This window comes from Curtobacterium sp. MCBD17_034 (assembly GCF_003234515.1).
GTDB lineage: Bacteria > Actinomycetota > Actinomycetes > Actinomycetales > Microbacteriaceae > Curtobacterium.
Map to the genome: position 1 here is coordinate 1 of NZ_QKTN01000005.1, position 22,222 is coordinate 22,222.

20 protein-coding genes are annotated in these 22,222 nt (G+C 71.2%); 3 read left to right on the forward strand and 17 right to left on the reverse strand.

Annotated elements, in window-relative coordinates; all coding sequences use genetic code 11:
• Positions 1-290: 290 nt before the first annotated feature.
• From DEI92_RS10140 to DEI92_RS10210, 14 genes are all read right to left on the reverse strand, one after another.
• Positions 291-1,061, reverse strand: a complete 771-nt coding sequence (locus DEI92_RS10140; protein ID WP_111013411.1) for a fumarylacetoacetate hydrolase family protein — start codon at positions 1,059-1,061, stop codon at positions 291-293.
• A gap of 9 nt (positions 1,062-1,070) precedes the next feature.
• Positions 1,071-2,273: a branched-chain amino acid aminotransferase gene (locus DEI92_RS10145; protein WP_111013412.1), complete on the reverse strand. Its 1,203-nt coding sequence runs from the start codon at positions 2,271-2,273 to the stop codon at positions 1,071-1,073.
• Positions 2,274-2,317: 44 nt separating this feature from the next.
• The gene (locus tag DEI92_RS10150; RefSeq protein ID WP_111013413.1) at positions 2,318-3,379 is read right to left on the reverse strand and encodes a 3-isopropylmalate dehydrogenase; all 1,062 of its coding nucleotides are present in this window, start codon (positions 3,377-3,379) and stop codon (positions 2,318-2,320) included.
• A gap of 28 nt (positions 3,380-3,407) precedes the next feature.
• The gene (gene serA / locus DEI92_RS10155; RefSeq protein ID WP_111013414.1) at positions 3,408-4,997 is read right to left on the reverse strand and encodes a phosphoglycerate dehydrogenase; all 1,590 of its coding nucleotides are present in this window, start codon (positions 4,995-4,997) and stop codon (positions 3,408-3,410) included.
• A gap of 93 nt (positions 4,998-5,090) precedes the next feature.
• Positions 5,091-5,492 carry a hypothetical protein gene (locus tag DEI92_RS10160; RefSeq protein ID WP_111013415.1) on the reverse strand — a complete coding sequence of 134 codons (402 nt, stop codon included), beginning with the start codon at positions 5,490-5,492 and terminating at the stop codon, positions 5,091-5,093.
• A complete protein-coding gene (locus DEI92_RS10165) occupies positions 5,489-5,944 on the reverse strand; it encodes a hypothetical protein (protein WP_111009596.1) in 456 nt (151 codons plus the stop codon). The genes DEI92_RS10160 and DEI92_RS10165 overlap by 4 nt, the downstream gene beginning before the upstream one ends.
• The gene (locus tag DEI92_RS10170; protein WP_111009595.1) at positions 5,941-7,116 is read right to left on the reverse strand and encodes a mannitol-1-phosphate 5-dehydrogenase; all 1,176 of its coding nucleotides are present in this window, start codon (positions 7,114-7,116) and stop codon (positions 5,941-5,943) included. Before DEI92_RS10170 ends, DEI92_RS10165 begins: the two co-directional genes overlap by 4 nt.
• Positions 7,117-7,320: 204 nt before the next feature.
• A complete protein-coding gene (ilvC, locus tag DEI92_RS10180) occupies positions 7,321-8,346 on the reverse strand; it encodes a ketol-acid reductoisomerase (protein WP_111009593.1) in 1,026 nt (341 codons plus the stop codon).
• 74 nt (positions 8,347-8,420) lie between these two features.
• Positions 8,421-8,927: an acetolactate synthase small subunit gene (gene ilvN / locus DEI92_RS10185; protein WP_111009592.1), complete on the reverse strand. Its 507-nt coding sequence runs from the start codon at positions 8,925-8,927 to the stop codon at positions 8,421-8,423.
• The gene (locus DEI92_RS10190) at positions 8,924-10,744 is read right to left on the reverse strand and encodes an acetolactate synthase large subunit (protein WP_111009591.1); all 1,821 of its coding nucleotides are present in this window, start codon (positions 10,742-10,744) and stop codon (positions 8,924-8,926) included. The genes ilvN and DEI92_RS10190 overlap by 4 nt, the downstream gene beginning before the upstream one ends.
• Before the next feature lie 77 nt (positions 10,745-10,821).
• Complete coding sequence (gene ilvD / locus DEI92_RS10195; protein WP_111013417.1) at positions 10,822-12,516, reverse strand: dihydroxy-acid dehydratase; 1,695 nt, start codon at positions 12,514-12,516, stop codon at positions 10,822-10,824.
• Positions 12,517-12,582: 66 nt separating this feature from the next.
• Positions 12,583-13,359, reverse strand: a complete 777-nt coding sequence (gene otsB / locus DEI92_RS10200) for a trehalose-phosphatase (protein WP_111013418.1) — start codon at positions 13,357-13,359, stop codon at positions 12,583-12,585.
• Positions 13,352-14,941 (reverse strand): alpha,alpha-trehalose-phosphate synthase (UDP-forming), encoded by a 1,590-nt coding sequence (otsA, locus tag DEI92_RS10205; RefSeq protein ID WP_111013419.1) that lies wholly within the window; start codon positions 14,939-14,941, stop codon positions 13,352-13,354. Before otsA ends, otsB begins: the two co-directional genes overlap by 8 nt.
• A gap of 191 nt (positions 14,942-15,132) precedes the next feature.
• Positions 15,133-15,897, reverse strand: a complete 765-nt coding sequence (locus DEI92_RS10210) for a fructosamine kinase family protein (RefSeq protein WP_111013420.1) — start codon at positions 15,895-15,897, stop codon at positions 15,133-15,135.
• A 118-nt stretch (positions 15,898-16,015) separates the two neighbouring features.
• Here DEI92_RS10210 and DEI92_RS10215 point away from each other — a divergent pair, with 118 nt between their 5' ends.
• Entirely contained in the window at positions 16,016-16,984 is a 969-nt protein-coding gene (locus DEI92_RS10215) for a magnesium transporter CorA family protein (protein ID WP_220037490.1), read from the forward strand.
• A gap of 46 nt (positions 16,985-17,030) precedes the next feature.
• On the opposite strand, the gene DEI92_RS10220 is transcribed toward DEI92_RS10215, so the two are convergent.
• Entirely contained in the window at positions 17,031-18,188 is a 1,158-nt protein-coding gene (locus tag DEI92_RS10220) for an SLC13 family permease (RefSeq protein WP_111009586.1), read from the reverse strand.
• A gap of 95 nt (positions 18,189-18,283) precedes the next feature.
• On the opposite strand from DEI92_RS10220, the gene DEI92_RS10225 reads away from it, so the two are divergent.
• Positions 18,284-18,481, forward strand: a complete 198-nt coding sequence (locus tag DEI92_RS10225; RefSeq protein WP_111009585.1) for a hypothetical protein — start codon at positions 18,284-18,286, stop codon at positions 18,479-18,481.
• On the opposite strand, the gene DEI92_RS10230 is transcribed toward DEI92_RS10225, so the two are convergent.
• Entirely contained in the window at positions 18,456-19,709 is a 1,254-nt protein-coding gene (locus DEI92_RS10230; protein ID WP_111013421.1) for a mechanosensitive ion channel family protein, read from the reverse strand. The two genes, DEI92_RS10225 and DEI92_RS10230, sit on opposite strands and share 26 nt — an antisense overlap.
• Positions 19,710-19,823: 114 nt before the next feature.
• Here DEI92_RS10230 and DEI92_RS10235 point away from each other — a divergent pair, with 114 nt between their 5' ends.
• The gene (locus tag DEI92_RS10235; RefSeq protein ID WP_111009583.1) at positions 19,824-21,380 is read left to right on the forward strand and encodes an amino acid permease; all 1,557 of its coding nucleotides are present in this window, start codon (positions 19,824-19,826) and stop codon (positions 21,378-21,380) included.
• On the opposite strand, the gene DEI92_RS10240 is transcribed toward DEI92_RS10235, so the two are convergent.
• Entirely contained in the window at positions 21,377-22,192 is an 816-nt protein-coding gene (locus tag DEI92_RS10240; protein WP_111013422.1) for a DeoR/GlpR family DNA-binding transcription regulator, read from the reverse strand. The genes DEI92_RS10235 and DEI92_RS10240 overlap by 4 nt on opposite strands.
• Positions 22,193-22,222 lie beyond the last annotated feature (30 nt).

Genomic DNA, 22,222 nt, shown 5'->3' on the forward strand with positions numbered 1-22,222 from the left:
TCGCTCCGGGACACTGTCCCGGCCGCTCCGCCGCACCTTTGGGGTGACGAGTGATTACTTTACGCACCACCCCACCACCCAGCAAACCACCCCACATCCCGGGCGTGTCGCGAAGTTGTCCCATGCAACCGCCGGGCTGTCCGCTCCTGGTTCCGCGCCCCGATCGTGGTCTGCGGAGCCGCGAACGCCGCGACCCCGGCACCGTGGCGGTGTCAGGGTCGCGGGCCGGGTCCGCCGGCGTCGGGGCTCGGTTCGGCGGCGTCGGGGCTCGGTTCGGCTGCGTCCGCGGGTCAGCGTCGCGCGAGGACCGGGTTGGTCAGCGAGCCGATACCGGACACCGTGACCTCGACGATCTCGCCGTCGTTGATGGGGCCCACGCCCGCGGGGGTCCCGGTGAGGATGAGGTCCCCGGGCAGCAGGGTCCAGATCGAGGACACGAACTCGATGAGACTCGGGATGTCGTGGATCATCTCCGAGGTGGACGCCGCCTGCCGGATGTCGCCGTCCACGCGGGTCTCCAACCGGACGTCGGACGGATCGAGGTCCGTCTCGATGACCGGGCCGATCGGGCAGAACGTGTCGAAGCCCTTCGCCCGGGTCCACTGTCCGTCGCGGGCTTGGAGATCACGGGCGGTCACGTCGTTGGCCACGGTGTACCCGAGCACGACGTCCGCGAAGTCCTCGCGACGGACGTTCTTCGCCAGGGACCCGATCACGACGGCGAGCTCGCCCTCGTGGTCGACCCGCCCCACGTCCTGCGGCAAGCGGATCTGGTCGTTCGGGCCGATGATGGCCGTGTTCGGCTTGAGGAACACGATGGGGTCCTCCCCCGCGCGCTCATCCATCTCGGACACGTGCTCGGCGTAGTTGAGCCCGACCCCGATGACCTTCGACCTCGGGATCACCGGAGCGAGGAGCGTCGCGGTCCGCAGGTCCACCCGCTCCCCCGTCGTCTCGAACCCCTGGTACAGCGGGTCGCCCGCCAGGACCACGAGCGCTCGCTCGTCGAGGATGCCGTAACGGGGGTCCTCCCCCGGGGTGCTGAACCGTGCGATCTTCACGTGTCGACCCTACTGAGCCGCTGCCTCGTCGGTCCCGGACTCCGCGGAGCGGAGGGCATCGTCGCCCGCGTCGCCGACGGACGCCGCGCCCGATTCGGTGAGCTGCACCATCCACCCGTGCGGGTCGGGGCGTCGCCCGTACTGGATGTCGGTGAGCTCCTGTCGCAGGGACATCGTGAGCTCGCCGGCACCCTGGGTCGGGGACCCGATCGTGATGTCCTCGCCCCGCAACTCGGCGATCGGGGTCACGACGGCAGCCGTTCCGCACGCGAAGGCCTCGGTGATCGTGCCGTCGGCGACCCCGTCGCGCCACTCGTCGAGGGCGACGCGACGGCGCTCGACGCGCAGGCCGCGGTCCTCCGCGAGCTGCAGGATCGAGTCCCGCGTGATGCCCTCGAGGATGCTGTCGGAGTCCGGGGTGACGAGCGTGCCGTCGGACCGGACGAGCACGACGTTCATCCCGCCGAGTTCCTCGAGGTACCGCCCCTCGACCGAGTCCAGGAACATCACCTGCTGACAGCCATGCGCGTAGGCCTCTTGCTGCGGCAGGAGCGACGACGCGTAGTTCCCACCGGTCTTCGCCGCTCCCGTGCCGCCCTTGCCCGCGCGGCCGTACTGCGTCGACAGCCAGATCGAGACCGGCTTGGGACCCGAGGTGAAGTACGCCCCGGCCGGCGAGGCGATCACGTGGAATTCCACCTGCTGCGCGGCGCGCACCCCGAGGAAGGCCTCGGTCGCGATCATGAACGGCCGGAGGTACAGGCTCGTCTCGTCCGCCGACGGCACCCACTCGACGTCCGTCGCGACGAGGTGCCGGATGGCCGACACGAAGTCCTCGACCGGGAGTTCCGGCAGCGCCAGGCGTTCGGCGGACCGCTGGAACCGACGAGCGTTCGCCTCGGGTCGGAACCCCCAGACCGAACCGTCGGCGTGCCGGTACGCCTTGAGGCCCTCGAAGATCTCTTGCGCGTAGTGGAGCACGCTCGCGCTCGGGTCGAGCACGAGGGGCCCGTACGGATGGACGCTCGCGTCGTGCCAGCCGGACTCGACCGACCAGCGGATGGTCGCCATGTGGTCCGTGAAGAACTTGCCGAACCCCGGGTCGGCGAGGATGGCCTCCCGTTCGGCCGCCGCGCGGCGGTCGGCGGAGGGGACCGTCCGGAACGCCGTCGCGAACGCCGTGTCGGTGCTGGTGGGTGTCGTGCTGGTCATGGTCTCTCCTGGGGACGGAGCGGTCGGTTCGGCGGACGCCGGGGTCAGGCCGCGGTGGTACGCGCGACGGCCGCGACGATCGCGTCGCCGATCTCGGCCGTGGAGCGCGACGTCGCGCCGCGGCCCGCGATGTCCGCCTCGACCGCCCGCGTGATGGTCTCGGCCTCGGCCGTCCGACCGTGGTGGTCGAGCAGCAACGCGACGGACAGGATCGCGGCCGTGGGGTCGGCCCGCTGCTGACCCGCGATGTCGGGCGCGGACCCGTGGACCGGTTCGAACATGCTGGGGAAGGTGCCGTCCGGGTTGATGTTGCCCGAGGCCGCCAGACCGATGCCGCCGCTGATCGCGCCGGCGAGGTCGGTGATGATGTCGCCGAAGAGGTTGTCCGTGACGATGACGTCGAACACACCGGGCCGCTGGACCATGTGGATGGTCACGGCGTCGACGTGCTGGTAGTCCACGGTGACCTCGGGGTACTCGGCCCCGACGGAGGCCACGGTCCGCTGCCAGAGGTCGCCCGCGTGCACGAGGACGTTGCTCTTGTGCACGAGCGTCAGGTGGTGACGAGGGCGACGACGGGCGAGGTCGAACGCGTACCGCACGACGCGCTCCACGCCGAACGCGGTGTTGAGGCTCACCTCGGTCGCGATCTCGGCCGGGGTGCCCTTGCGGATCACTCCGCCGTTGCCGACGTACGGCCCCTCGGTGCCCTCGCGGACCACGACGAAGTCGACCTCGCCGGGATCGGCGAGGGGGGAGGCGACGTCCGGGTAGACGCGCGTCGGTCGGAGGTTCACGTAGTGCTCGAAGGCGAACCGGAGGCGCAGGAGGAGACCGCGCTCGATGATCCCGCCCGCGAGCCGCGGATCGCGGGGGTCACCCCCGACCGCGCCGAGCAGGATCGCGTCGTGCCGGGCGATCGCGGCGAGGTCGTCGTCGGTCAGGACCTCCCCCGTCTCGAGGTAGTGCCCGGCCCCGAGGGTGTACTCGGTCCGTCGGACCGCGTCGGGCCCGACCGCGGCGTCAAGGACCTTGAGGGCCTCCTCGACGACCTCGGGGCCGATGCCGTCGCCACGGATCACGGCGAGGTCGATGGTGTCCGTCATGCGGGGCCTCCTGGTCGTGCGACCGCGGTCACAGGGTGATGTCGATCTCGCGCAGCGACTCGGCGTCGATCGCGGCACGGACGCGCTCGAGGATCGGGCTCGGCACGGGCGAGTCCACGGTGAGGACGCTCAGCGCCTGGCCGCCAGCGGCACGCCGGGCGATCTGCATCGCCGCGATGTTGATGCCCGCCTCCCCGAACTCCTTGCCGTACACCGCGACGATCCCCGGACGGTCTGTGTAGACCATGACGACGTGGTGCTGCGCGAGCGGGACCTCGATGTCGTAGCCGTTGACCTCGACGAGCTTGGCCACTTGCTTCGGACCCGTCAGGGTCCCCGAGACGCTGATCGCCGGACCGCCGGACTGGGCGCCGCGGATGGTCAGCACGTTGCGGTACTCGGCGGTGGCGGGGTCCGTGATGAGCCGCACCGTGATCCCGCGCTGCTCGGCGAGGAGCGGCGCGTTCACGTAGCTCACCTGCTCGCTGACGATGTTCGTGAAGATGCCCTTGAGCGCCGCGAGCCGGAGGACGCTCACGTCGAACCCGGCGAGCTCGCCGTGCACCTCGACGTCGACACTCGTGATCGAGGTGTCGGCGAGGCTCGCGAACACCTGCCCGAGCTGCTCCACGAGTGGGATGCCGGGTCGCACGTAGGGGTCGATGACACCGCCGGCGACGTTGACCGCGTCCGGCACCAGCTCGCCGCCGAGTGCGAGTCGGACGCTCTTCGCGACCGAGACGCCCGCCTTCTCCTGGGCCTCGTCCGTCGAGGCCCCGAGGTGCGGTGTGACGACGACGTTCGGCAGCGCGGTCAGGGCGTCGTCGGTCGGCGGCTCGGTGACGAAGACGTCGAGGCCAGCGCCGGCGATGGTGTTCGCGGTGAGCGCGCGCCGCAGGGCGGCCTCGTCGATCAGGCCGCCGCGGGCGACGTTGACGACGAACGCGGTCGGCTTCATGAGGGCGAGCTGGTCGTCCGAGATCATCCCGACGGTCTCGGGGGTCTTCGGCATGTGAATCGTCACGAAGTCGCTCCGGCGGAGGAGGTCCTCGAGCGACACGAGCTCGACGCCGAGCTGCTGCGCGCGGGCCGGGGTGACGTACGGGTCGTAGGCGATCACGGAGACGCCGAAGGCCTGCAGCCGTGCGGTGATGAGGGCGCCGATGCGACCGAGGCCGATGATGCCGACGGTCTTCTCGTAGAGCTCGACACCCGTGTAGGCGGAACGCTTCCACGCCCCCTGCGACAGCGATGCGTGGGCCGCTGGGATGTGCCGGGCGAGGCTGAGGATGTGACCGACCGTGAGCTCGGCCGCCGAGATGATGTTCGACGTCGGCGCGTTCACCACCATGACCCCGGCAGCCGTGGCGGCCTTGATGTCGACGTTGTCGAGACCCACCCCGGCGCGGGCGACGACCTGCAGGTGCGGCGCAGCAGCGATCGCCTCGGCGTCGACCTTGGTGGCGGATCGGACGAGGATCGCGTTCGCGTCGGCCAGCGCGGCGAGGAGCGCGGGGCGGTCGGTGCCGTCCACGTTCCGGACGTCGAAGTCGGGCCCGAGAGCCTCGACGGTCGCTGGTGAGAGTTCTTCGGCGATCAGGACGACCGGCTTTGCCACAGGTGGGTTCCTTCGGGGAGGGGGCGGTGGGGTCGCGACGCGGGACGACGCGCATCCCATGCTATCGACGGGCCGAACGCGTTACGACGGGTGTCAGCCGCCCACGCGCAGCGTCGCGGAGACGTACTGGAGGACGTCGAACCAGAGCGCCGCGACCGCGCAGAACGCCGCGAGGAACACGACGACCGTCCGGACGAGGTCCGTGCGCCGAGTGACGAACCACGCCACCGCGTACAGGACGGGTGCGATGGCGACGTCGATGACGAGGGCCACCCAGGGCACGCTCGTCTGCAGTGCATCGCCCCCGTTGCGCCGGAGGAACGCGTTGTTCGCCGAGAGGGTGGTCGTCACGCCCACGAAGTTGCCGATCGCCTGCCACAGCACGTACGCGAACAGGACGGCGGCGACGACCCACACCACGACCTTGCCGAGCGTCACGCCCGTGGTGTCCGGAACGGCCGACGACGACGTGTCGTCCGAGGGCACCGCGCTCACCCGAAGCTCCTCGTCAGGACGAACGGCCACGGGAACAGCACGAGCGCCCCCGCGACGAGCCAGAGGACCCGCGTCCGCGGACGCCGGCCCTGCCCGAGCCACAGGGTGGCCGCGAACCACAGGGCCGGGGCCATGATCGCGAGGACCCGGAGGCCCTCGGAGAAGACGGCCGCCGCGGACGTGCCGGGATCGACCGGCAACGCGCCCGCACTGACGAGCCACGCCACCGTGTACAGCAGGTACACCCCACCGAGGACGCCCAGACCGACGAGCGATCCGGACGCGAGGGGCTCGTCACCGGTGCGGGCCCGCGGCGCCCTCGGTGCGCGGAGTTCGTTGGCCGGTGCATCGACGTAGGTGGCGTCCTGCTCCGCACCCCAGCTCAGGGCCTCGGCGTCGTCGTGGTCCGCACCGCCGTCCGGCGGGGACCCGACGTCCTTCGGGGTGGTCATGACTCCAGTGTAGAAGCGACCACCGAACGGACCGCCGGGAACAGGGGGTGGCTCTCCATGAGTCCCGTGAGGATCTCGGTGAGGGCGTGGGCGGTCGCCCCGGACCGCAGCAGCGCGTGCAGCTCGAACGACTCCGGGTCGTCGGGGTCGTCGAACTCGAGGGCGACCCGGACGGCGCCGAGCAGGTGGTCGACCGGCATGCCGCGTTCCGCCAGCTGCGCGGCGGGACCGATGAAGCGCTCACGACGCCCGAGTTTGCGGAGCGGGTTGCGTCCGACCCGCGCCGTCGTGTCCGGGAGGAGTGGGTTGGCGATGCGGACGAGGTTCGCCTGGACGTACCGGCGGTGCTCCTCCGGGTCGAAACCGTGCTTCGCGACGAGCAACGCGGTGGTCTCGTCGAGGACGCCGTCGACCTCGGCCCGGACCAGGTCGTCCTCGAGGGCCTCGCGGATGAGCCGGATCCCGCGGACGAAGCCGTGGTAGGCCGCGGTCGCGTGGGCGGTGTTCACCGTGTAGAGCTTGCGCTCCACGAACGGCTGCAGGTCGTCCACCCACGTGACGCCCTGGATCGCCGGGGGCTCGGCGTCGACGCCGGAGAACGGCGTCCGCTCGATGACCCACTCGTAGAAGGGCTCGAGGACGACGTCGAGGCCGCCGGACTGTCCGAGCACGCCGGTCTGCTCCGGCACGATGCGGTCGATCGCGCAGTTCGCGAACACCGCGTCGATGTCGTGGTCCTCGAGGGCGGGCGATCGCCGGACGCTCGCGTGCAACGAGTCGGTGGCGTTGATGGCGTTCTCGCATGCCACGACGGTGACCACGCCCGCTCCGGCCGGCCGCGCGGCCAGTCCCTCGGCGATGAACGGCGCCACGAGGGGCAGTGTCCGCGCGCCGACCGCGGTCGTGACGACGTCCGCGCCGGCGATCGCCTCGACCACGCGGTCGCGCTCGCGCTTGCTGTTGAGGGCGGCGAAGCCCTCGACCACGCGGTCGATGGGGTCGTCACCGACCTCGTGGACGACGAAGCGGCCGGACTCGTTCAGGGCGCGGACGACGCGGTCATCGACGTCGACGAAGGTGAGGTCGTACCCGCTGGCTGCGAGGAACTGGCCCACGAATCCGCGCCCGATCTTGCCGGCGCCGATGTGGACCGCACGTCTCGTCACCGCCATTCGAGCATCTTCCCATGCCGGGAGGCCGCGACTGACCACGACGGACGACCCAGCGGCTGCGATCGGTGCGCCGAGGACGCCGGCCGGAGGGCGGCGTGAGCGGGGGTGCTGGAGGAGAGGAGCTGCATGTCGTTCGGGTCACGTCGCGAGGCGACGGTGCGCGTGGTGCGCACCGTCGCCTCCTCGTCGAGTGCTGGCAGGAGCCTAGCGGGCGGCCGAGCCGTCGACGTAGTCGCTGTCGGTCTGCTTCCACGCGAAGAGCTTGCGCAGCTCGCGACCGGTCGCCTCGATGGGGTGCCCCTCGCCCTTCTCGCGCAGCGCCGTGAACTCCGGCGCACCGGCGTCCTGGTCCTCGATGAAGCGCTTGGCGAAGGTGCCGTCCTGGATGTCGGCGAGGACCGCCTTCATGTTCTCCTTGACGTGCGGGTCGATCACGCGCGGGCCCGAGACGTAGTCCCCGAACTCGGCCGTGTCCGAGATGGACCAGCGCTGCTTGGTGAGCCCGCCCTCCCAGATGAGGTCGACGATGAGCTTGAGTTCGTGCAGGACCTCGAAGTAGGCGATCTGGGGCTGGTAGCCCGCCTCGACGAGGGTCTCGAACCCGTACTGGATGAGCTGCGAGGTGCCACCGCAGAGGACGGCCTGTTCGCCGAACAGGTCGGTCTCGGTCTCCTCCGTGAACGTCGTCTTGATGCCGCCGGACCGCAGACCGCCGATGGCCTTGCTGTAGCTCCAGGCGAGGTCCCACGCCTGGCCCGAGGCGTCGACCTCGACCGCGACGATCACGGGCACGCCCCGGCCGGCCTCGTACTCACGGCGCACCGTGTGGCCCGGGCCCTTCGGCGCGACGAGCACGACGTCGACGCCCTCGGGCGCCTGGATGTAGCCGAAGCGGATGTTGAAGCCGTGCCCGAACACGAGCGCCTTGCCGTCGGTCAGGTTCGGCTGGATCTCGTCCGCGTACACGTGCCGCTGCACCTGGTCCGGCGTCAGGATGACGATGACGTCGCCCCAGGCGGTCGCCTCGGCCGGGGTGTGCACGGTGAACCCGGCCTCCTCGGCCTTGCTGCGGCTCTTGGAGCCCTCCTGCAGGCCGATGACGACCTCGACGCCCGAGTCGCGGAGGTTGAGCGCGTGCGCGTGGCCCTGCGAGCCGTAGCCGATGACCGCGACCTTCTTGCCCTGGATGAGCGAGAGGTCGGCGTCGGCGTCGTAGACGATGTCAGTCACGGTGGTGGTTCTCCTTGTCGGTTCGGTGTGTCCGGTCCGGGGGTCCGCGGTGTGCCGCCCCGGGGTCATGTCGACTACGCGCGGGGGACGCGGTCGGTGATGCTCTTCGGGCCTCGGCCCATGCCGAGGAGGCCCGCCCGCGCGAGCTCCTTGATGCCGTACGGCTCCAGCACGCGCAGGATCGCCTGGATCTTGCCGGGGTCACCCGTGACCTCGATCACCAGGGAATCGGTCGCGACGTCGACGACGCGCGCCCGGAACAGGTTGACGGCCTCGAGTACCTGGGAGCGCGTCTGGTTGTCCACCCGGACCTTGACGAGCATGTGCTCCCGCTGCACGGACTGCGAGAACTCGAGCTCGACGATCTTGATGACGTTGACGAGCTTGTTCAACTGCTTCGTCACCTGTTCGAGCGGCAGGTCCTCGACGTCGACCACGACGGTGATGCGGGACAACCCCTCGACCTCGGTGGACCCCACCGCGAGGGACTCGATGTTGAACCCGCGCCGTGCGAACAGGCCGGCGACGCGCGTGAGCAGACCCGGCTTGTCCTCGACGAGGAGGGACAGGACGTGGCTCATGCGGGCCTCCCGGTCATGTCGGCGTCCTCGTCGTCCCAGCTCGGGGCGAGGTCGCGTGCGTGCTGGATCGCGGAGTTGCTGACCCCCTGCGGCACCATCGGCCACACCATGGAGTCGCGGCTGACGACGAAGTCGATGACCACGGGCCGGTCGTTCGTGGCGAGGGCGAGCCGGATCGCGTCGTCGATCTCGTCCTCGCGCTCGACGCGGATGCCGAGCGCACCGTAGGCGTCGGCGAGCTTGACGAAGTCCGGTACCCGTCGGGACGCGTGCCCCGTCTCGAGGTCGGTGAAGGAGTGCCGGCCGTCGTAGAACAGCGTCTGCCACTGTCGCACCATGCCGAGCGACGAGTTGTTGATGATCGCGACCTTGATCGGGATGTCGTTGATGACGCAGGTCGCGAGCTCCTGGTTCGTCATCTGGAAACAGCCGTCGCCGTCGATGGCCCACACGACGCGGTCGGGCTGCGAGACCTTCGCGCCCATGGCGGCGGGGACCGAGTAGCCCATCGTCCCCGCGCCGCCCGAGTTGAGCCAGGCATGGGGGCGCTCGTACTGGATGAACTGCGCCGACCACATCTGGTGCTGACCGACCCCGGCCACGTACACGCCTTCCGGCCCGGTGAGCTCGCCGATGCGGCGGATGACGGCCTGTGGCGCGAGGAGGCCGTCCTGCGGGGCGGCGTACCCGAGCGGGAACTGCTCACGGAGCCGTCCGAGGCGCTCCCACCAGGCGTCGAGGGACGCGCGGTCGGCGACGGGGACGTCCTGCCACGCGGCCAGGAGGTCGGTGAGGACCTCTTTCGCGTCGCCCACGATCGGGACGTCGGCGAACCGGATCTTCGAGATCTCGGCGGGATCGATGTCGACGTGCACCACCTTGGCGTCCGGCGCGAACTCGTCGATCTTGCCCGTGACGCGGTCGTCGAACCGGGCCCCGAGCGCGACGATGAGGTCGCTCTCCTGCAGTCCGAGCACCGCCGGGACCGTGCCGTGCATCCCCGGCATCCCGAGGTGCTGCGGGTGCGAGTCGGGGAACGCCCCGCGAGCCATGAGGGTCGTGACCACCGGGACGTGCGTGGCCTCGGCGAGTCGCAGCAACTCCGCCGACGCACCGGACCGGATGACGCCGCCGCCCACGTAGAACACGGGCTTGCTCGACTCGGCGATGAGCTGCGCCGCGGCCGCGATCTGCTTGCCGTGCGCCTTGGTCACCGGGCGGTACCCCGGCAGGTCGACCCGCGGGGGCCAGACGAACGGCGCCGAGTTCTGCTGGGCGTCCTTCGTGATGTCGACGAGCACCGGACCGGGACGTCCCGTCGTCGCGATCTGGTACGCCGCGGCCAGCGTGCTCGGGATGTCCTCGGGCTTCGTGACGAGGAACGAGTGCTTCGTGATCGGCATCGTGATGCCGACGATGTCGGCCTCCTGGAAGGCGTCCGTCCCCATGAGCGTCGAGAACACCTGACCGGTGATCGCGATGAACGGAACTGAGTCCATGTAGGCGTCCGCGATGGCGGTGACGAGGTTCGTCGCGCCCGGACCCGACGTCGCGATCGCGACCCCGACCCTCCCGGACGCCGCCGCGTAGCCCTCGGCCGCGTGGCCGGCGCCCTGCTCGTGGCGGACGAGGACGTGGCGGATGGCCGTCGAGGCCATGAGCTCGTCGTAGAACGGGATGATCGCGCCGCCCGGCAGCCCGAAGACGTCGGTGATGCCGAGGTGTTCGAGGGACCGCAGGACCGCGCCGGAGCCGGTCAGGACCTCGGGTGCGCGCCGCGTCCCCGCGGCGGAGAGCGGAGTGGCTTCCGTGGGCATGGCACTTCCTCTGGTGTGGAGCGGCGCGGTCCGCGGGGACGGCGCCGCCGTCGTGGTGCGAGGGTGGAGGTCGGCGCTCAGCCCGTGACCGCGCCCTGGGCGGCGGACCGGACGAGCTTCGCGTACTTCGCGAGGACACCGCGGGTGTACCGCGGGGGAAGCGGTGCCCAGCCGTCGTGGCGGGCCTCCAGCTCGGCAGGGTCGACCAGTAGGTCGAGCGTGCGAGCGGCGATGTCGACGCGGATCTGGTCGCCATCGCGCACGAAGGCGATGGGACCTGCGTCCACTGCCTCCGGTGCAATGTGGCCGATGCACAGGCCGGTTGTGCCGCCCGAGAATCGTCCGTCGGTCAAGAGTAGTACATCCTTGCCGAGGCCCGCGCCCTTGATGGCGGCGGTGATCGCGAGCATCTCGCGCATGCCCGGGCCGCCCTTCGGGCCCTCGTAGCGGATGACGACGACGTCGCCCTTGCCGATCCGGCCCTCGGTCAGGGCGTCCATGGCGGCCCGCTCCCGGTCGAACACGCGGGCGGGGCCCTGGAAGACCTCGGCGTCGAAGCCGGCCGTCTTGACGACCGCGCCCTCGGGCGCGAACGAGCCCTGGAGGATCGTCAGGCCACCCGTGGCGTGGATCGGGTCGTCGAGCTTGCGCATGACCTTGCCGTCGAGCTCCGGCGGATCGATCTCGGCGAGGTTCTCGGCGAGGGTCTTCCCCGTGACCGTCAGGCAGTCCCCGTGCAGCAGACCCGCGTCGAGGAGCGCCTTCATCACGACGGGGATGCCGCCGTTGCGGTCGACGTCCACCATGACGTACTGGCCGAAGGGCTTCATGTCGGCGATGTGCGGGACCTTCGCGCCGATGCGGTTGAAGTCGTCGAGGGTCAGCTCGACCTCGGCCTCGTGCGCGATCGCGAGCAGGTGCAGGACGGCGTTCGTCGAGCCGCCGAGCGCCATGAGCACGGTGATCGCGTTCTCGAAGGCCTCACGGGTGAGGATCTGCCGTGCGGTGATGCCGAGGCGGAGCATCTCGACCACGGCCTCGCCGGAGCGGTGCGCGTAGTAGTCCCGACGACGGTCGGCCGACGGCGGCGCAGCCGACCCGGGGAGGCTCATGCCGAGGGCCTCGGCGAGGGACGCCATCGTGTTGGCGGTGTACATCCCGCCACAGGCGCCCTCGCCCGGGACGATCGCACACTCGATCTTCTTCAGCTCTTCCTCGGTCATGGTGCCCGCCTTGCAGGCCCCCACACCCTCGAAGGAGTCGATGATCGTGACCTGCTTCTCCGAGCCGTCGGCCTGCTTGACGTAGCCGGGCATGACGGAACCGGCGTAGAGGAACACGCTCGCCAGGTCGAGCCGGGCCGCCGCCATGAGCATGCCGGGGAGCGACTTGTCGCAGCCGGCGAGGAGGACCGTGCCGTCGAGGCGCTCCGCGTTCACCACGGTCTCGACGCTGTCGGCGATGACCTCGCGCGAGACGAGCGAGAAGTGCATGCCCTCGTGGCCCATCGAGATGCCGTCGGACACCGAGATCGTGCCGAACTGCAGCGGGTACCCGCCGCCGCCGTGCACGCCCTCCTTCGCCCCCTGCGCCAGACGGTCGAGGGAGAGGTTGCAGGGGGTGATCTCGTTCCAGGACGAGGCGATGCCGATCTGAGGCTTGTCCCAGTCCGCGTCGCCCATGCCGACCGCCCGGAGCATGCCACGCGAGGTGGTGGCTTCGATCCCGTCGGTGACAGCACGGCTGCGGGGCTTGACGTCGATATCAGGCATGGAGCGAGTCTAGATGCAGTTGGTACACCAACCGGACGCGGGGCCGAGCGCGAGCGGACGGGAGCGTCAGCGGAAGGCGCGGGCGCGCGCCAGCGCCTGCAGCACGGGCGTCAGGGCAGCAGGGTCGGCGACGCGGTGCGCCGCGCGGGTCTCCCCCGGCCCGACCTTGATGCCGACGTCACCGGCGTCCTGGTCGAGCGCCCGGAAGCCGTCCTCGTCGGTGACGTCGTCGCCCGCGAACAGGACGCGGTCGGCGTCGAGGAGCGCACGCAGCCGCTCGACGGCGTCGCCCTTCGTGACGTCGCGCACCGCGAACTCGAGGATGTCCTTACCATCGCGCATGTGGACGTCGGGGAACGCCGCGAGCACCGTCGCCCGGGCGTCCTCCACGGCCGCTCGGGCCTCGGCCGGACCGACGCGACGCGTGTGCACCCCGAGGCCCGCGGGCTTGTGCTCGATGTGAACACCGGGATGGCGTTCGGCGACCGCATCGAGGAGCGCGCCGATCCGATCCACGGCCGCGAGTTCGTCGGGCGACAGCGCGGCCTCGTCGTGGCCGTCCACCCGCCACTCGACGCCGTGCGACCCGACGAGGGACATGCCGTCGGGAGCGTGCGTCACCCGCGCCAACCCCGCGAGCGGGCGGCCCGAGACGAGGACGACGTGGGTGTCGCGTGCGCGGTCGAGGGTGAGCGCCGCGGCCCAGGAGCCCGGCAGAGCCGCCACCGCTGCCGGATCGTCCGCGAAGGGCGCGAGGGTGCCGTCGAAGTCGAGGGCGACGAGCAGTGACCGCGCCCCACCCAGCCGCTCGATCGCGCTGTCGAGCGAGGAGGCCTCAGGCATCACGCGCCTCCACCGGCGTGCTCTGCGCGAGTTCGTCGACGTGCTCGTCACCGGGGTCGGTCGCCTCGGGGTCGATGCCGCCGCCCGGCGCGTGCCGGTCGAGTGCCTCGATGAAGGACCGCGACCACCGCGCGACGTCGTTGTCCCGCACGCGCTTGCGCAGGGCGCGCATGCGGGTCGCGCGCTCGCGCTGTGGCATCTGCATCGCGCGCACGATGGCGTCCTTGAGCGCGCCGATGTCGTGCGGGTTGACGAGCAGGGCCTGGCGGAGCTCGTCGGCGGCGCCGGCGAACTCGGACAGGATGAGCACGCCCTGGTTGTCGAACCGGCTCGCCACGTACTCCTTGGCGACCAGGTTCATGCCGTCGCGGAGCGCCGTGACGAGCATGACGTCGGCGGCGAGGTAGAGCGCCACCATCTCCTCGCGCGGGTAGCCATGGTGGAGGTAGCTGATCGGCTGGTGGCTGATCGTGCCGAGGTCGCCGTTGATGCGCCCGACCGTGAGCTCGATCTCGTCGCGGAGTGCCTTGTAGGTGTCGACGCGCTCGCGGCTCGGGCTCGCGACCTGCACGAGGGTGGCGTCCTCGACGTCGATGCGGCCGTCCTCGAGGAGCTCGCCGAAGGCCTTGATGCGGTGTCCGATGCCCTTGGTGTAATCGAGCCGGTCGACGCCGAGCAGGACCGTCTTCGGGTTGCCGAGTCCTTCGCGGATCTCGCGGGCACGGGCCTGGACCTCGGGCCGTCGGGCGATGTCCTCGTAGCTCTCGGCGTCGATCGAGATCGGGAAGTGCCGTGCCTCGACGTGCCGGACGGTGATGCCCCGTCGCGAGCGCGGGGCGTCCGGGTCGTCCACCGGGACGTCGACGATCGCACCCTTGGTCGTGTGGCCCTTGATGTGGCGCACGGCGCGGAGGAAGTTCGAGGCGTCGTCGTACCGCTGGAACCCGATGACGTCGGCGCCGAGCAGGCCGTCGATGATCTGCGACCGCCAGGGCAGCTGCGCGTAGATCCCGACCGGCGGGAACGGGATGTGGTTGAAGAAGCCGATCGTGACGTCGGGACGGAGTTCGCGGATGAGCTGCGGGACGAGCTGCAGCTGGTAGTCCTGCACCCACACGACGGCGTCCTGGTCGGCGACCGCCGCCGCGGCCTCGGCGAACCGCTGGTTCACCCGCCGGTACGCGTTCCACCAGTCGCGGTGGTACGTCGGCTGCTCGATGACGTCGTGGTACAGCGGCCAGAGGGTGTCGTTGCTGAAGCCCTCGTAGTACTCCTCGATCTCGGCGTCGGACAGCGGCACCGGCACGATGTGGATGCCGTCGTTCTCGAAGGGGTCGAGGTCGACGTCGGGCTGGCCCGCCCAACCGACCCACGCGCCGTCGTTCGCGCGCATCACCGGTTCGAGCGCGGTGACGAGCCCGCCCGGCGAGTGCCGCCACCCCTCGGTCCCGTCCTCGTCGACCACGCGGTCCACGGGGAGGCGGTTCGACACCACGACGAAGCCGAACCGGTCCGTCGAGGCCGTCCGGTCTGGGGTCGGCGTCGTGTCGGTGGGCTCGGCTTCCGGGGGGACTGCGGACATTGGTGCGGGCTCTCCGTTCTGGTCCCGCCGACCGGCGACGGGAGGCGCCGGACGTCGCACGGGCGCGGGAGGCGCTCGGCACCCGTCGCGGCGGCGGGCCGGTCCAGGCTAGCAGCGGGCATCCAGGCTGCCCGGGGCGGACGTCGGGCCGATGGAGCCGGGGCGGCGGGGTGGACGAGGGGCGAGGGACGTCACCGCAGCAGCGCGGCCGTCCGCCGCGCGGCGTCGACGAGCGCGTGCCCGTACGACCGCCCGTAGCCGGCCGCGTGCACCGCGAGCGGGTGCAGCTGGTGCAGCGGGATCCGCTCCCGCCAGCCGGGACGGAGGGGCCGGTGCTCCTGGTACCCCGCCACGACCTCGTCGAGGTACGGGCAGCCGAAGAGGTCGAGCATCGCGAGGTCGGTCTCGCGGTGCCCGCCGTGCGCCGCGGGGTCGATGAGCACGACACCGCCCGGCGTGAAGACGACGTTGCCGTTCCAGAGGTCGCCGTGCAGTCGCGCGGGCATGTCGTCGTCGTCGAGCGCCCCGTCCGCGACGGCCTCGAGCACCCTGCCGACGGCGGCGTGCTCGTCATCCGTGACACTGCCCGCCGCGCGTGCCAGGTCGAGGAACGGTGCAACGCGCTGCTCCGCGTAGAAGCGCCCCCACGACGACGACGGCCGGCAGGACTGCGGCCGCTTGCCGATGAAGGTCGGGCCGTCCCACCCCTCGGGCGGCGCACCGAACGCCGCGGCGCCGGCGTCGTGCGTGCGGGCGAGGTCGTGGCCGAACCGGCGAGCGGCACCGGGCGTGGGCCGGACGTCGGACAGCTCCTCGAGGTCGATGTGGCGCCGTCCGACGTCGAGCACGGCCGCGACCGCGACGCCGCCAGCGGCCCCGAGCCACGTCAGTCCCGCCGCCTCCGCCGCGAAGAAGCCGTCGGGAGCGTCGGACCGCCGTTTCGTGAACACCGCCATGCGCCCAGCCTGGCCCGTCCCGGCGACCGACGCGGGCCTCCCGGTCGACACGGGTCTCGCCGTGGGCCCGGACGCGCCAGGCACCGGGCCGCACGTGGGCCTCAGTACGATGACCGGCATGGTGCGGACGCGGATGTGGCGGAACGGGACGGTCGCGGCCGAGGACTTCCCGGTGGAGGACGTGTCCGACCACCTCGAGCGTCCTGACGAGGTGGTGTGGGTCGACTTCACGGACCCGACGGCCGACGAGCTGGCGCGCATCGAGGACGAACTCGGCATCCACGCGCTCGCGAGCGAGGACGCACTCGAGCCGGGGCAACGGCCGAAGCTCGACCGGTACCACGGCGCCCTGTTCCTGGTGGCGTACGACGTGACGTGCTCGCGCGGCGGCACCGACCTGGTGACGCACGAGGTCAAGGCGTTCGTCACCGAACGCGCCGTCGTCACCATGCACGCGCCGGGCTTCGACGCGCAGGAGTTCGTGCGCCGCTGGGACGCCAACGACGACCTGGCCGGCCACGGTGCCGCGTTCCTCGTGTGGGGCGTCCTCGACGTGCTCGCGGACCACGCCACCGCGACGGTCGAACAGCTCGAGGACCTCATCGACCACCTGGAGGACGACCTGTTCGAGGTGTCCGCGCAGACGTCCCACATCCAGCGGCGGTCGTTCGCGCTGCGGAAGGCGCTCGGGACCCTGCGGCGGCTCGTCGGGCCGCAGCGCGAGGTGATCCAGACCCTCGTCCGTGATGACGCGACGCAGGTCAGCGACGGACTGCGACCGTACTACCGCGACGTGGCAGACCACATCACGTCGGCCACGGAGCAGGTCGACCAGCTCCGTGAGTCGGTGTCGAGCGTGCTCGAGACGAACCTCAACCTCGCGTCGAACCGCATGAACCTGGTCATGAAGAAGGTGACGAGTTGGGCGGCGATCATCGCGATCCCGACCGCCATCACCGGGTGGTTCGGGCAGAACATCAAGTTCCCCGGCGAGGGCGCCTGGTCCGGGCTCGTCGCGTCCGCCGTGCTCATCGTCGTGTCCTCGGTCGCGCTGTACACCGTGTTCCGTCGGCGCGACTGGCTCTGACGCCGACGACGGCAGGACCGGCCCACGCCGACGGTGCCACCGGTGCTCAGCGGGCGACGAGGACCGCCGCGACGCCCGCCACGACGGTGAGCGGGGCGACGACGCAGCCGAGCGCCGCGTAGCGACCCCACGACAGCGCGATGCCCTCGGCGCGGAGCCGTGCGTGCCAGAGCAGCGTGGCGAGCGACGCCCACGGCGTCACGAGGCACCCGGCGTTCACTCCGACGAGGAGCGCCGCGTACCGCACGGCCGCGTTGCCCGCCGCCGGCTCGAGCACGAGGTACGCGGGGAGGTTGTCGATCCCGTTCGCCGCGAGCGCACCCGCGCCCGCGAGCCCCAGCAGGGACCCGAAGCCGTCACCGCCGTGCAGCGCCCGGACGAGCGGATCGGTGGAGCCGACTGCGTGCAGGGTCTCGACGGCGACGAACAACCCCGCTGCGAGGACGAGCGGCTGCCACGGAACACGAGCGGGGCGGAGCACGTCGGGTCGGCGGACGGCGGCGACCACCACGAGGACCGCGGCCGCGGCGAGCGCCGCGACCCACACGGTGACGCCGGCGGTCAGCGCCACGACGAGGGCCGCGAGGACCGCGGAGGCCGCGACGAAGAACACGCGGTCCTCCGGTCGGCGCACGGGCGGGGGCGCGTACCCGCCGCGCAGCCGGTGACGGAACACGACGAGCAGCACGACGCACGGCACGAGGACCCCCGCGAGCGCCGGCAGCGCCATGAGCCCCGCGAACGCCGGCGGCCCCGCCAGTCCGATGCGCGAGACGGCGAGCAGGTTCGTGAGGTTCGACACCGGTAGGAGCAACGACGCGGTGTTCGCCAGCCACACGGTCGTGAGCGCGAAGGGCATCGGCGGCAGCTGGACCCGCCGAGCGAGGGCGATGACGATGGGGGTCAGGAGCACCGCGGTCGTGTCGATCGAGAGGAACACCGTGCACACGACCGCGAGCACGACGACGGCTGCCCAGAGCCCGAGGGTCCGGCCACGCCCGACCCGGGCCGCGAGGTCGGCCAGCCGGTCGAACACGCCCGCGTCCGCCGCGAGTTCGGCGACGATCGTGAGGCCCAGCACGAACGCCAGGACCGGGACCACCCGGTCGGCCAGCGCGAGGAGCGTGGGCACGGGCAGGACACCGACCACGACGCACACCGCTCCGGCGACGAGGAGCAGCGCCCCGATCGCGGCCTGACGCACGGGGCCTCCTGGTTCGTCCTGATCACCGTCCGCTGCGGACGGCGCTCCACCATACCCACGGGTAGCGTGGCCTGGAACGACACCAGGAGGCACACGTGCGGAAGTTCTTGTTCAACGGATCGGTGCTCAGCGCGCTCTTCAGCGGGTGGAGCGTCCTGCAGACGACGCGGAAGGGACCGCGCGACTGGCGCCTCGCCCTGACGTGGGTCGCGTGGCTCGCCACGACGATCGTCGCGGTCGGCACCGTCATCGAGGACGACCGGATGATCAAGGGCCGGCAGCAGGTCCGCTAGCGTCCCGCGGGTCGTGGGGCGCCCGCCGACGCTGCCACGCGGCGTCGGCGGGCGGGATCTGGTCCGGCCGGATGCCGGAGGTCTGGATCGGTCCCGTGAAGAGCGCGGCGCGGTCGCTGCCCTCGTCGCCCCCGAACAGGGCGGAGCTCGTGGCGGTGGACGGCTCGCGCCGCGACCGCGGTCGGTCCGGCGTCGGGTCGACCATCATGACCCGTTGCAGCGGCAGCGCATCGGGGTGCGTGCGCTGGATCCAGGCGATCATCTCCTCGCGGACGTAGCAGCGGAGGTCGAACAGGCCGGGTGCGTCGTGCGCCGTCACGAGGATCCGCACGTGTACGAGCCCGTTCACGGCGTCGGTGACCTGCAGGACCTTGGTGCGCCCGTCCCAGAGGTCCGTCGTCACCAGGATCCGGTCGAGCTCCGTCCGCATCTGGCCCGGACTCACCCGCCAGTCGAGGTCGAAGTCGACGCTCCCGAGGAGCTCGCTGCTCGTCCTGGTCCAGTTCTCGAACGGCGTCGTCGTGAAGTACGTCGAGGGCAGCATGAAGCGCCGGTCGTCCCACAGGTGCACGACGACGTAGGTGAGCGTGATCTCCTCGATCCGGCCCCACTGCTGCTCGACCACCACGACGTCGTCGACCCGGACCGCGCCCGAGAACGCGAGCTGCATGCCCGCGAACACGTTGCCGAGGGTGGACTGCGCCGCGATGCCGGCGATGACACTGATGAGGCCCGCGCTCGCGAGCACGCTCGCGCCGGCCGCCTCGATCCCCCGGAACGTCAGGAGGATGGAGCCGACGGCGATGACGACGACCACGACGACGGTGAGCCGCCGGATGATGAGCACCTGCGTGCGGATCCGCCGCGCGACGCGATTGTCGGGGACGTCCACGCGGTAGCGGTGCAGACCGAGGTCCTCGAGGAAGATCGCGAGCTCGCACGCCAGCCAGGCACCCGCCGCGATGGTCACGATGAGGAACCCGTGGGTGACGTCGTCCCGCCACGGGTACAGCCGGGCGTCCGGCCGGATGGAGGACGCGAACGCGGTCCAGAGGAACGCGACGAGCAGCACCGTCCGGGTCGGGTGCTTCGTGCGGCGCGACAGCACGGCCGCCCATCGGCCTCGGCGTGCGAGGGCTCGGAACACCAGGTGGAGGACGAGCGCCGTCGCCGCGGTCAGGAGCAGCGCGAACCCGACGGCGACGAGGAGACGGATGAGCGGTGCCATCCCTCCATGGAACCACGCTGACACGTGGCGACGGCTGGACGACGACCGTCGCGCAACCGTCGCTGCCCCCCTGGGCCGGGAGCACGTCCGGCAGCTCGTCGGTACGGTGGCGGGATGACCGCGCAGGACCACAGCGACACCGGACGGCCACCAGCGAACGACACCGGACGGGCGTCCGGCAACGACTTCGCCCACGAGCAGGAGGGGTTCCAGCACGGCCTGAAGCCCCGGCAGCTCCAGATGATCGCCATCGGCGGAGCGATCGGCACGGGTCTGTTCCTCGGCGCCGGCGGTCGGCTGCACTCCGCCGGACCCGCGCTGGCGGTCGTCTACCTGGTCGCGGGGATCTTCGCGTTCTTCATCCTCCGCGCGCTCGGCGAGCTCGTGCTGCACCGTCCGTCGTCCGGCTCGTTCATCTCGTACGCGCGCGAGTTCTACGGCGAGAAGTTCGCATACGCGGCCGGGTGGATGTACTTCCTCAACTGGGCCATGACGTCGATCGTCGACACCACCGCCGTCGCCCTGTACCTGCACTACTGGGCGGGCACGCGCGCGATCCCGCAGTGGGCGCTCGCCCTGGTGGCCCTGCTCGTCGTGCTCGCCGCGAACCTCGTGGCGGTCAAGGTGTTCGGCGAACTCGAGTTCTGGTTCGCGCTCATCAAGGTCGCCGCGCTCGTGGCGTTCCTCGTGATCGCACTCATCTGGCTGTTCTTCGCGTTCCCGGTGCAGACCGGCGGCGCGAGCGTCCACACCGGCTTCTCGATCTGGGGCGACCACGGCGGCCTGTTCCCGACCGGGCTCCTGCCCGCGGTGCTCGTCGTGCAGGGCGTCGTGTTCGCCTACGCTGCGATCGAGCTCGTCGGGACGGCGTCCGGCGAGACGCAGGACACCGAGAAGGTGATCCCCCGGGCGATCAACTCGGTCGTGCTCCGGATCGCGGTGTTCTACGTCGGCTCGATCATCCTGCTGTCGCTGCTCCTGCCGTACACGTCCTACAAGGAGGGCGTCAGCCCCTTCGTCACGTTCTTCTCGTCCATCGGCAACCCGCAGGTCGGGCACGTCGTCGGATCCGTCATGAACTTCGTCGTGCTCACCGCAGCGCTGTCGTCTCTGAACGCCGGGCTGTACTCCACGGGCCGGGCGCTGCACTCGATGGGCATGAACGGCTCCGCGCCGAAATGGACGACGAAGATGTCGAAGGGCGGGGTGCCGTTCGCGGGCATCCTGCTCACGGCCTGCTTCACGCTCGCCGGGGTCGTGCTCAACCTGTTCGTGCCGAGTCAGGCGTTCGAGATCGTCCTCAACGTGTCGGCGCTCGGGATCGTCACCGCGTGGGGCACGATCATGCTCTGCCAGATGCGACTCCGGGTCTGGGCGAAGCAGGGCCTGGCGAAGGAGCCGACCTTCCGGCTCCCCGGCGCCCCGGTGACGTCCTGGCTGACGCTCGCGTTCCTGGTGTCCGTGCTCGTGCTCATGGCGATCGACTGGCCGATCGGCACGCTCACGATCGCGTCGCTCGTGGTGATCATCCCGCTGCTCGTGGTCGGGTGGTTCCTCCAGCGCGACCGGATCCTCCGCATCGCGTCGCTCCGGGAGGGCGTCACCGGTCCGTACCCGGTCACGGGACGCGACCCGCGCGCACAGGTCCGCCGCCGCGAGGACCGCTCCTAGCCGGCAGCGGCCGCGGCGACCAGTTCCACGACGGGACCGGCCTGCGCGAGTCGGTTCCGGTCCTCCCGGCCGAGGCGGTCGTCGGTCACGACCGTGTCGGCGACGTCGACCGGTCCGATCACGGCGAACCCGGTCCGGCCGAACTTGCTCGAGTCGGCCGCTGCGATCACGGCGTCGCTGACGGCACACCCCTTGCGCTTCACCGCGGCGTCGTCCGGGTCCCACTCCATGAACCCCGCCTCGAACGACACCGCGCTCGCCGTCATGACGAAGTGGTCGAAGCGGTGGAGGCCGAGGTAGTCGAGCGTGTCGGGGCCGATGAACGACTGCTCGCCGTGCCGCACCGCGCCGCCCGGCATCCGGAGCCGCACGGTCGGCGAGGACGCGAGCTGCGCCGCGATCCGCAGGGAGAGCGGGCACACGGTGACGACCCGGTCCGCGAGCGCCTCGGCGACGGCGAGGCCCGTCGAGCCCCCGTCCAGGAGGACCGTGTCTCCGTCCGCGACGAGCCCCGCGACCCGCGCGGCGATCGCTCGTTTGACCTCGACGTTGGTCTTCGCGCGTGCCGCGAACGGCGGCTCGTAGCCGCTCCCGACGGGGAGGGTCGCACCGCCGCGGACACGCTTGACGAGCCCTTCCGCGGCGAGTTCGTCGAGGTCGCGCCGGACCGTCATCTCCGTCACGGAGAGCAGTGCGCCGAGGGCCGCCACGTCGAGTCGGCCGTCTCGGCGCAGCACCTCGAGGATCGCCCCGTGACGCTGCTCCTTCGATGCACCGCCGCGGACGCTGCCACTCCCGCTCCCGCTCTTCACGCTCGCACTCTATCGAGGTCGAGAGCGAGA

Excerpts from the sequence above, each read along its gene's own strand:
- DEI92_RS10210 (WP_111013420.1), bottom strand. The coding sequence starts at position 15,897 with ATGGCGGTGTTCACGAAACGGCGGTCCGACGCTCCCGACGGCTTCTTC.
- ilvN (WP_111009592.1), bottom strand. The coding sequence starts at position 8,927 with ATGAGCCACGTCCTGTCCCTCCTCGTCGAGGACAAGCCGGGTCTGCTC.
- DEI92_RS10170 (WP_111009595.1), bottom strand. The coding sequence starts at position 7,116 with ATGGCGGTGACGAGACGTGCGGTCCACATCGGCGCCGGCAAGATCGGG.
- otsB (WP_111013418.1), bottom strand. The coding sequence starts at position 13,359 with ATGCCTGAGGCCTCCTCGCTCGACAGCGCGATCGAGCGGCTGGGTGGG.
- DEI92_RS10230 (WP_111013421.1), bottom strand. The coding sequence starts at position 19,709 with ATGGCACCGCTCATCCGTCTCCTCGTCGCCGTCGGGTTCGCGCTGCTC.
- otsA (WP_111013419.1), bottom strand. The coding sequence starts at position 14,941 with ATGTCCGCAGTCCCCCCGGAAGCCGAGCCCACCGACACGACGCCGACC.
- DEI92_RS10235 (WP_111009583.1), top strand. The coding sequence starts at position 19,824 with ATGACCGCGCAGGACCACAGCGACACCGGACGGCCACCAGCGAACGAC.
- DEI92_RS10215 (WP_220037490.1), top strand. The coding sequence starts at position 16,016 with ATGGTGCGGACGCGGATGTGGCGGAACGGGACGGTCGCGGCCGAGGAC.
- DEI92_RS10190 (WP_111009591.1), bottom strand. The coding sequence starts at position 10,744 with ATGCCCACGGAAGCCACTCCGCTCTCCGCCGCGGGGACGCGGCGCGCA.
- DEI92_RS10145 (WP_111013412.1), bottom strand. The coding sequence starts at position 2,273 with ATGACCAGCACGACACCCACCAGCACCGACACGGCGTTCGCGACGGCG.
- ilvD (WP_111013417.1), bottom strand. The coding sequence starts at position 12,516 with ATGCCTGATATCGACGTCAAGCCCCGCAGCCGTGCTGTCACCGACGGG.
- DEI92_RS10165 (WP_111009596.1), bottom strand. The coding sequence starts at position 5,944 with ATGACCACCCCGAAGGACGTCGGGTCCCCGCCGGACGGCGGTGCGGAC.
- DEI92_RS10150 (WP_111013413.1), bottom strand. The coding sequence starts at position 3,379 with ATGACGGACACCATCGACCTCGCCGTGATCCGTGGCGACGGCATCGGC.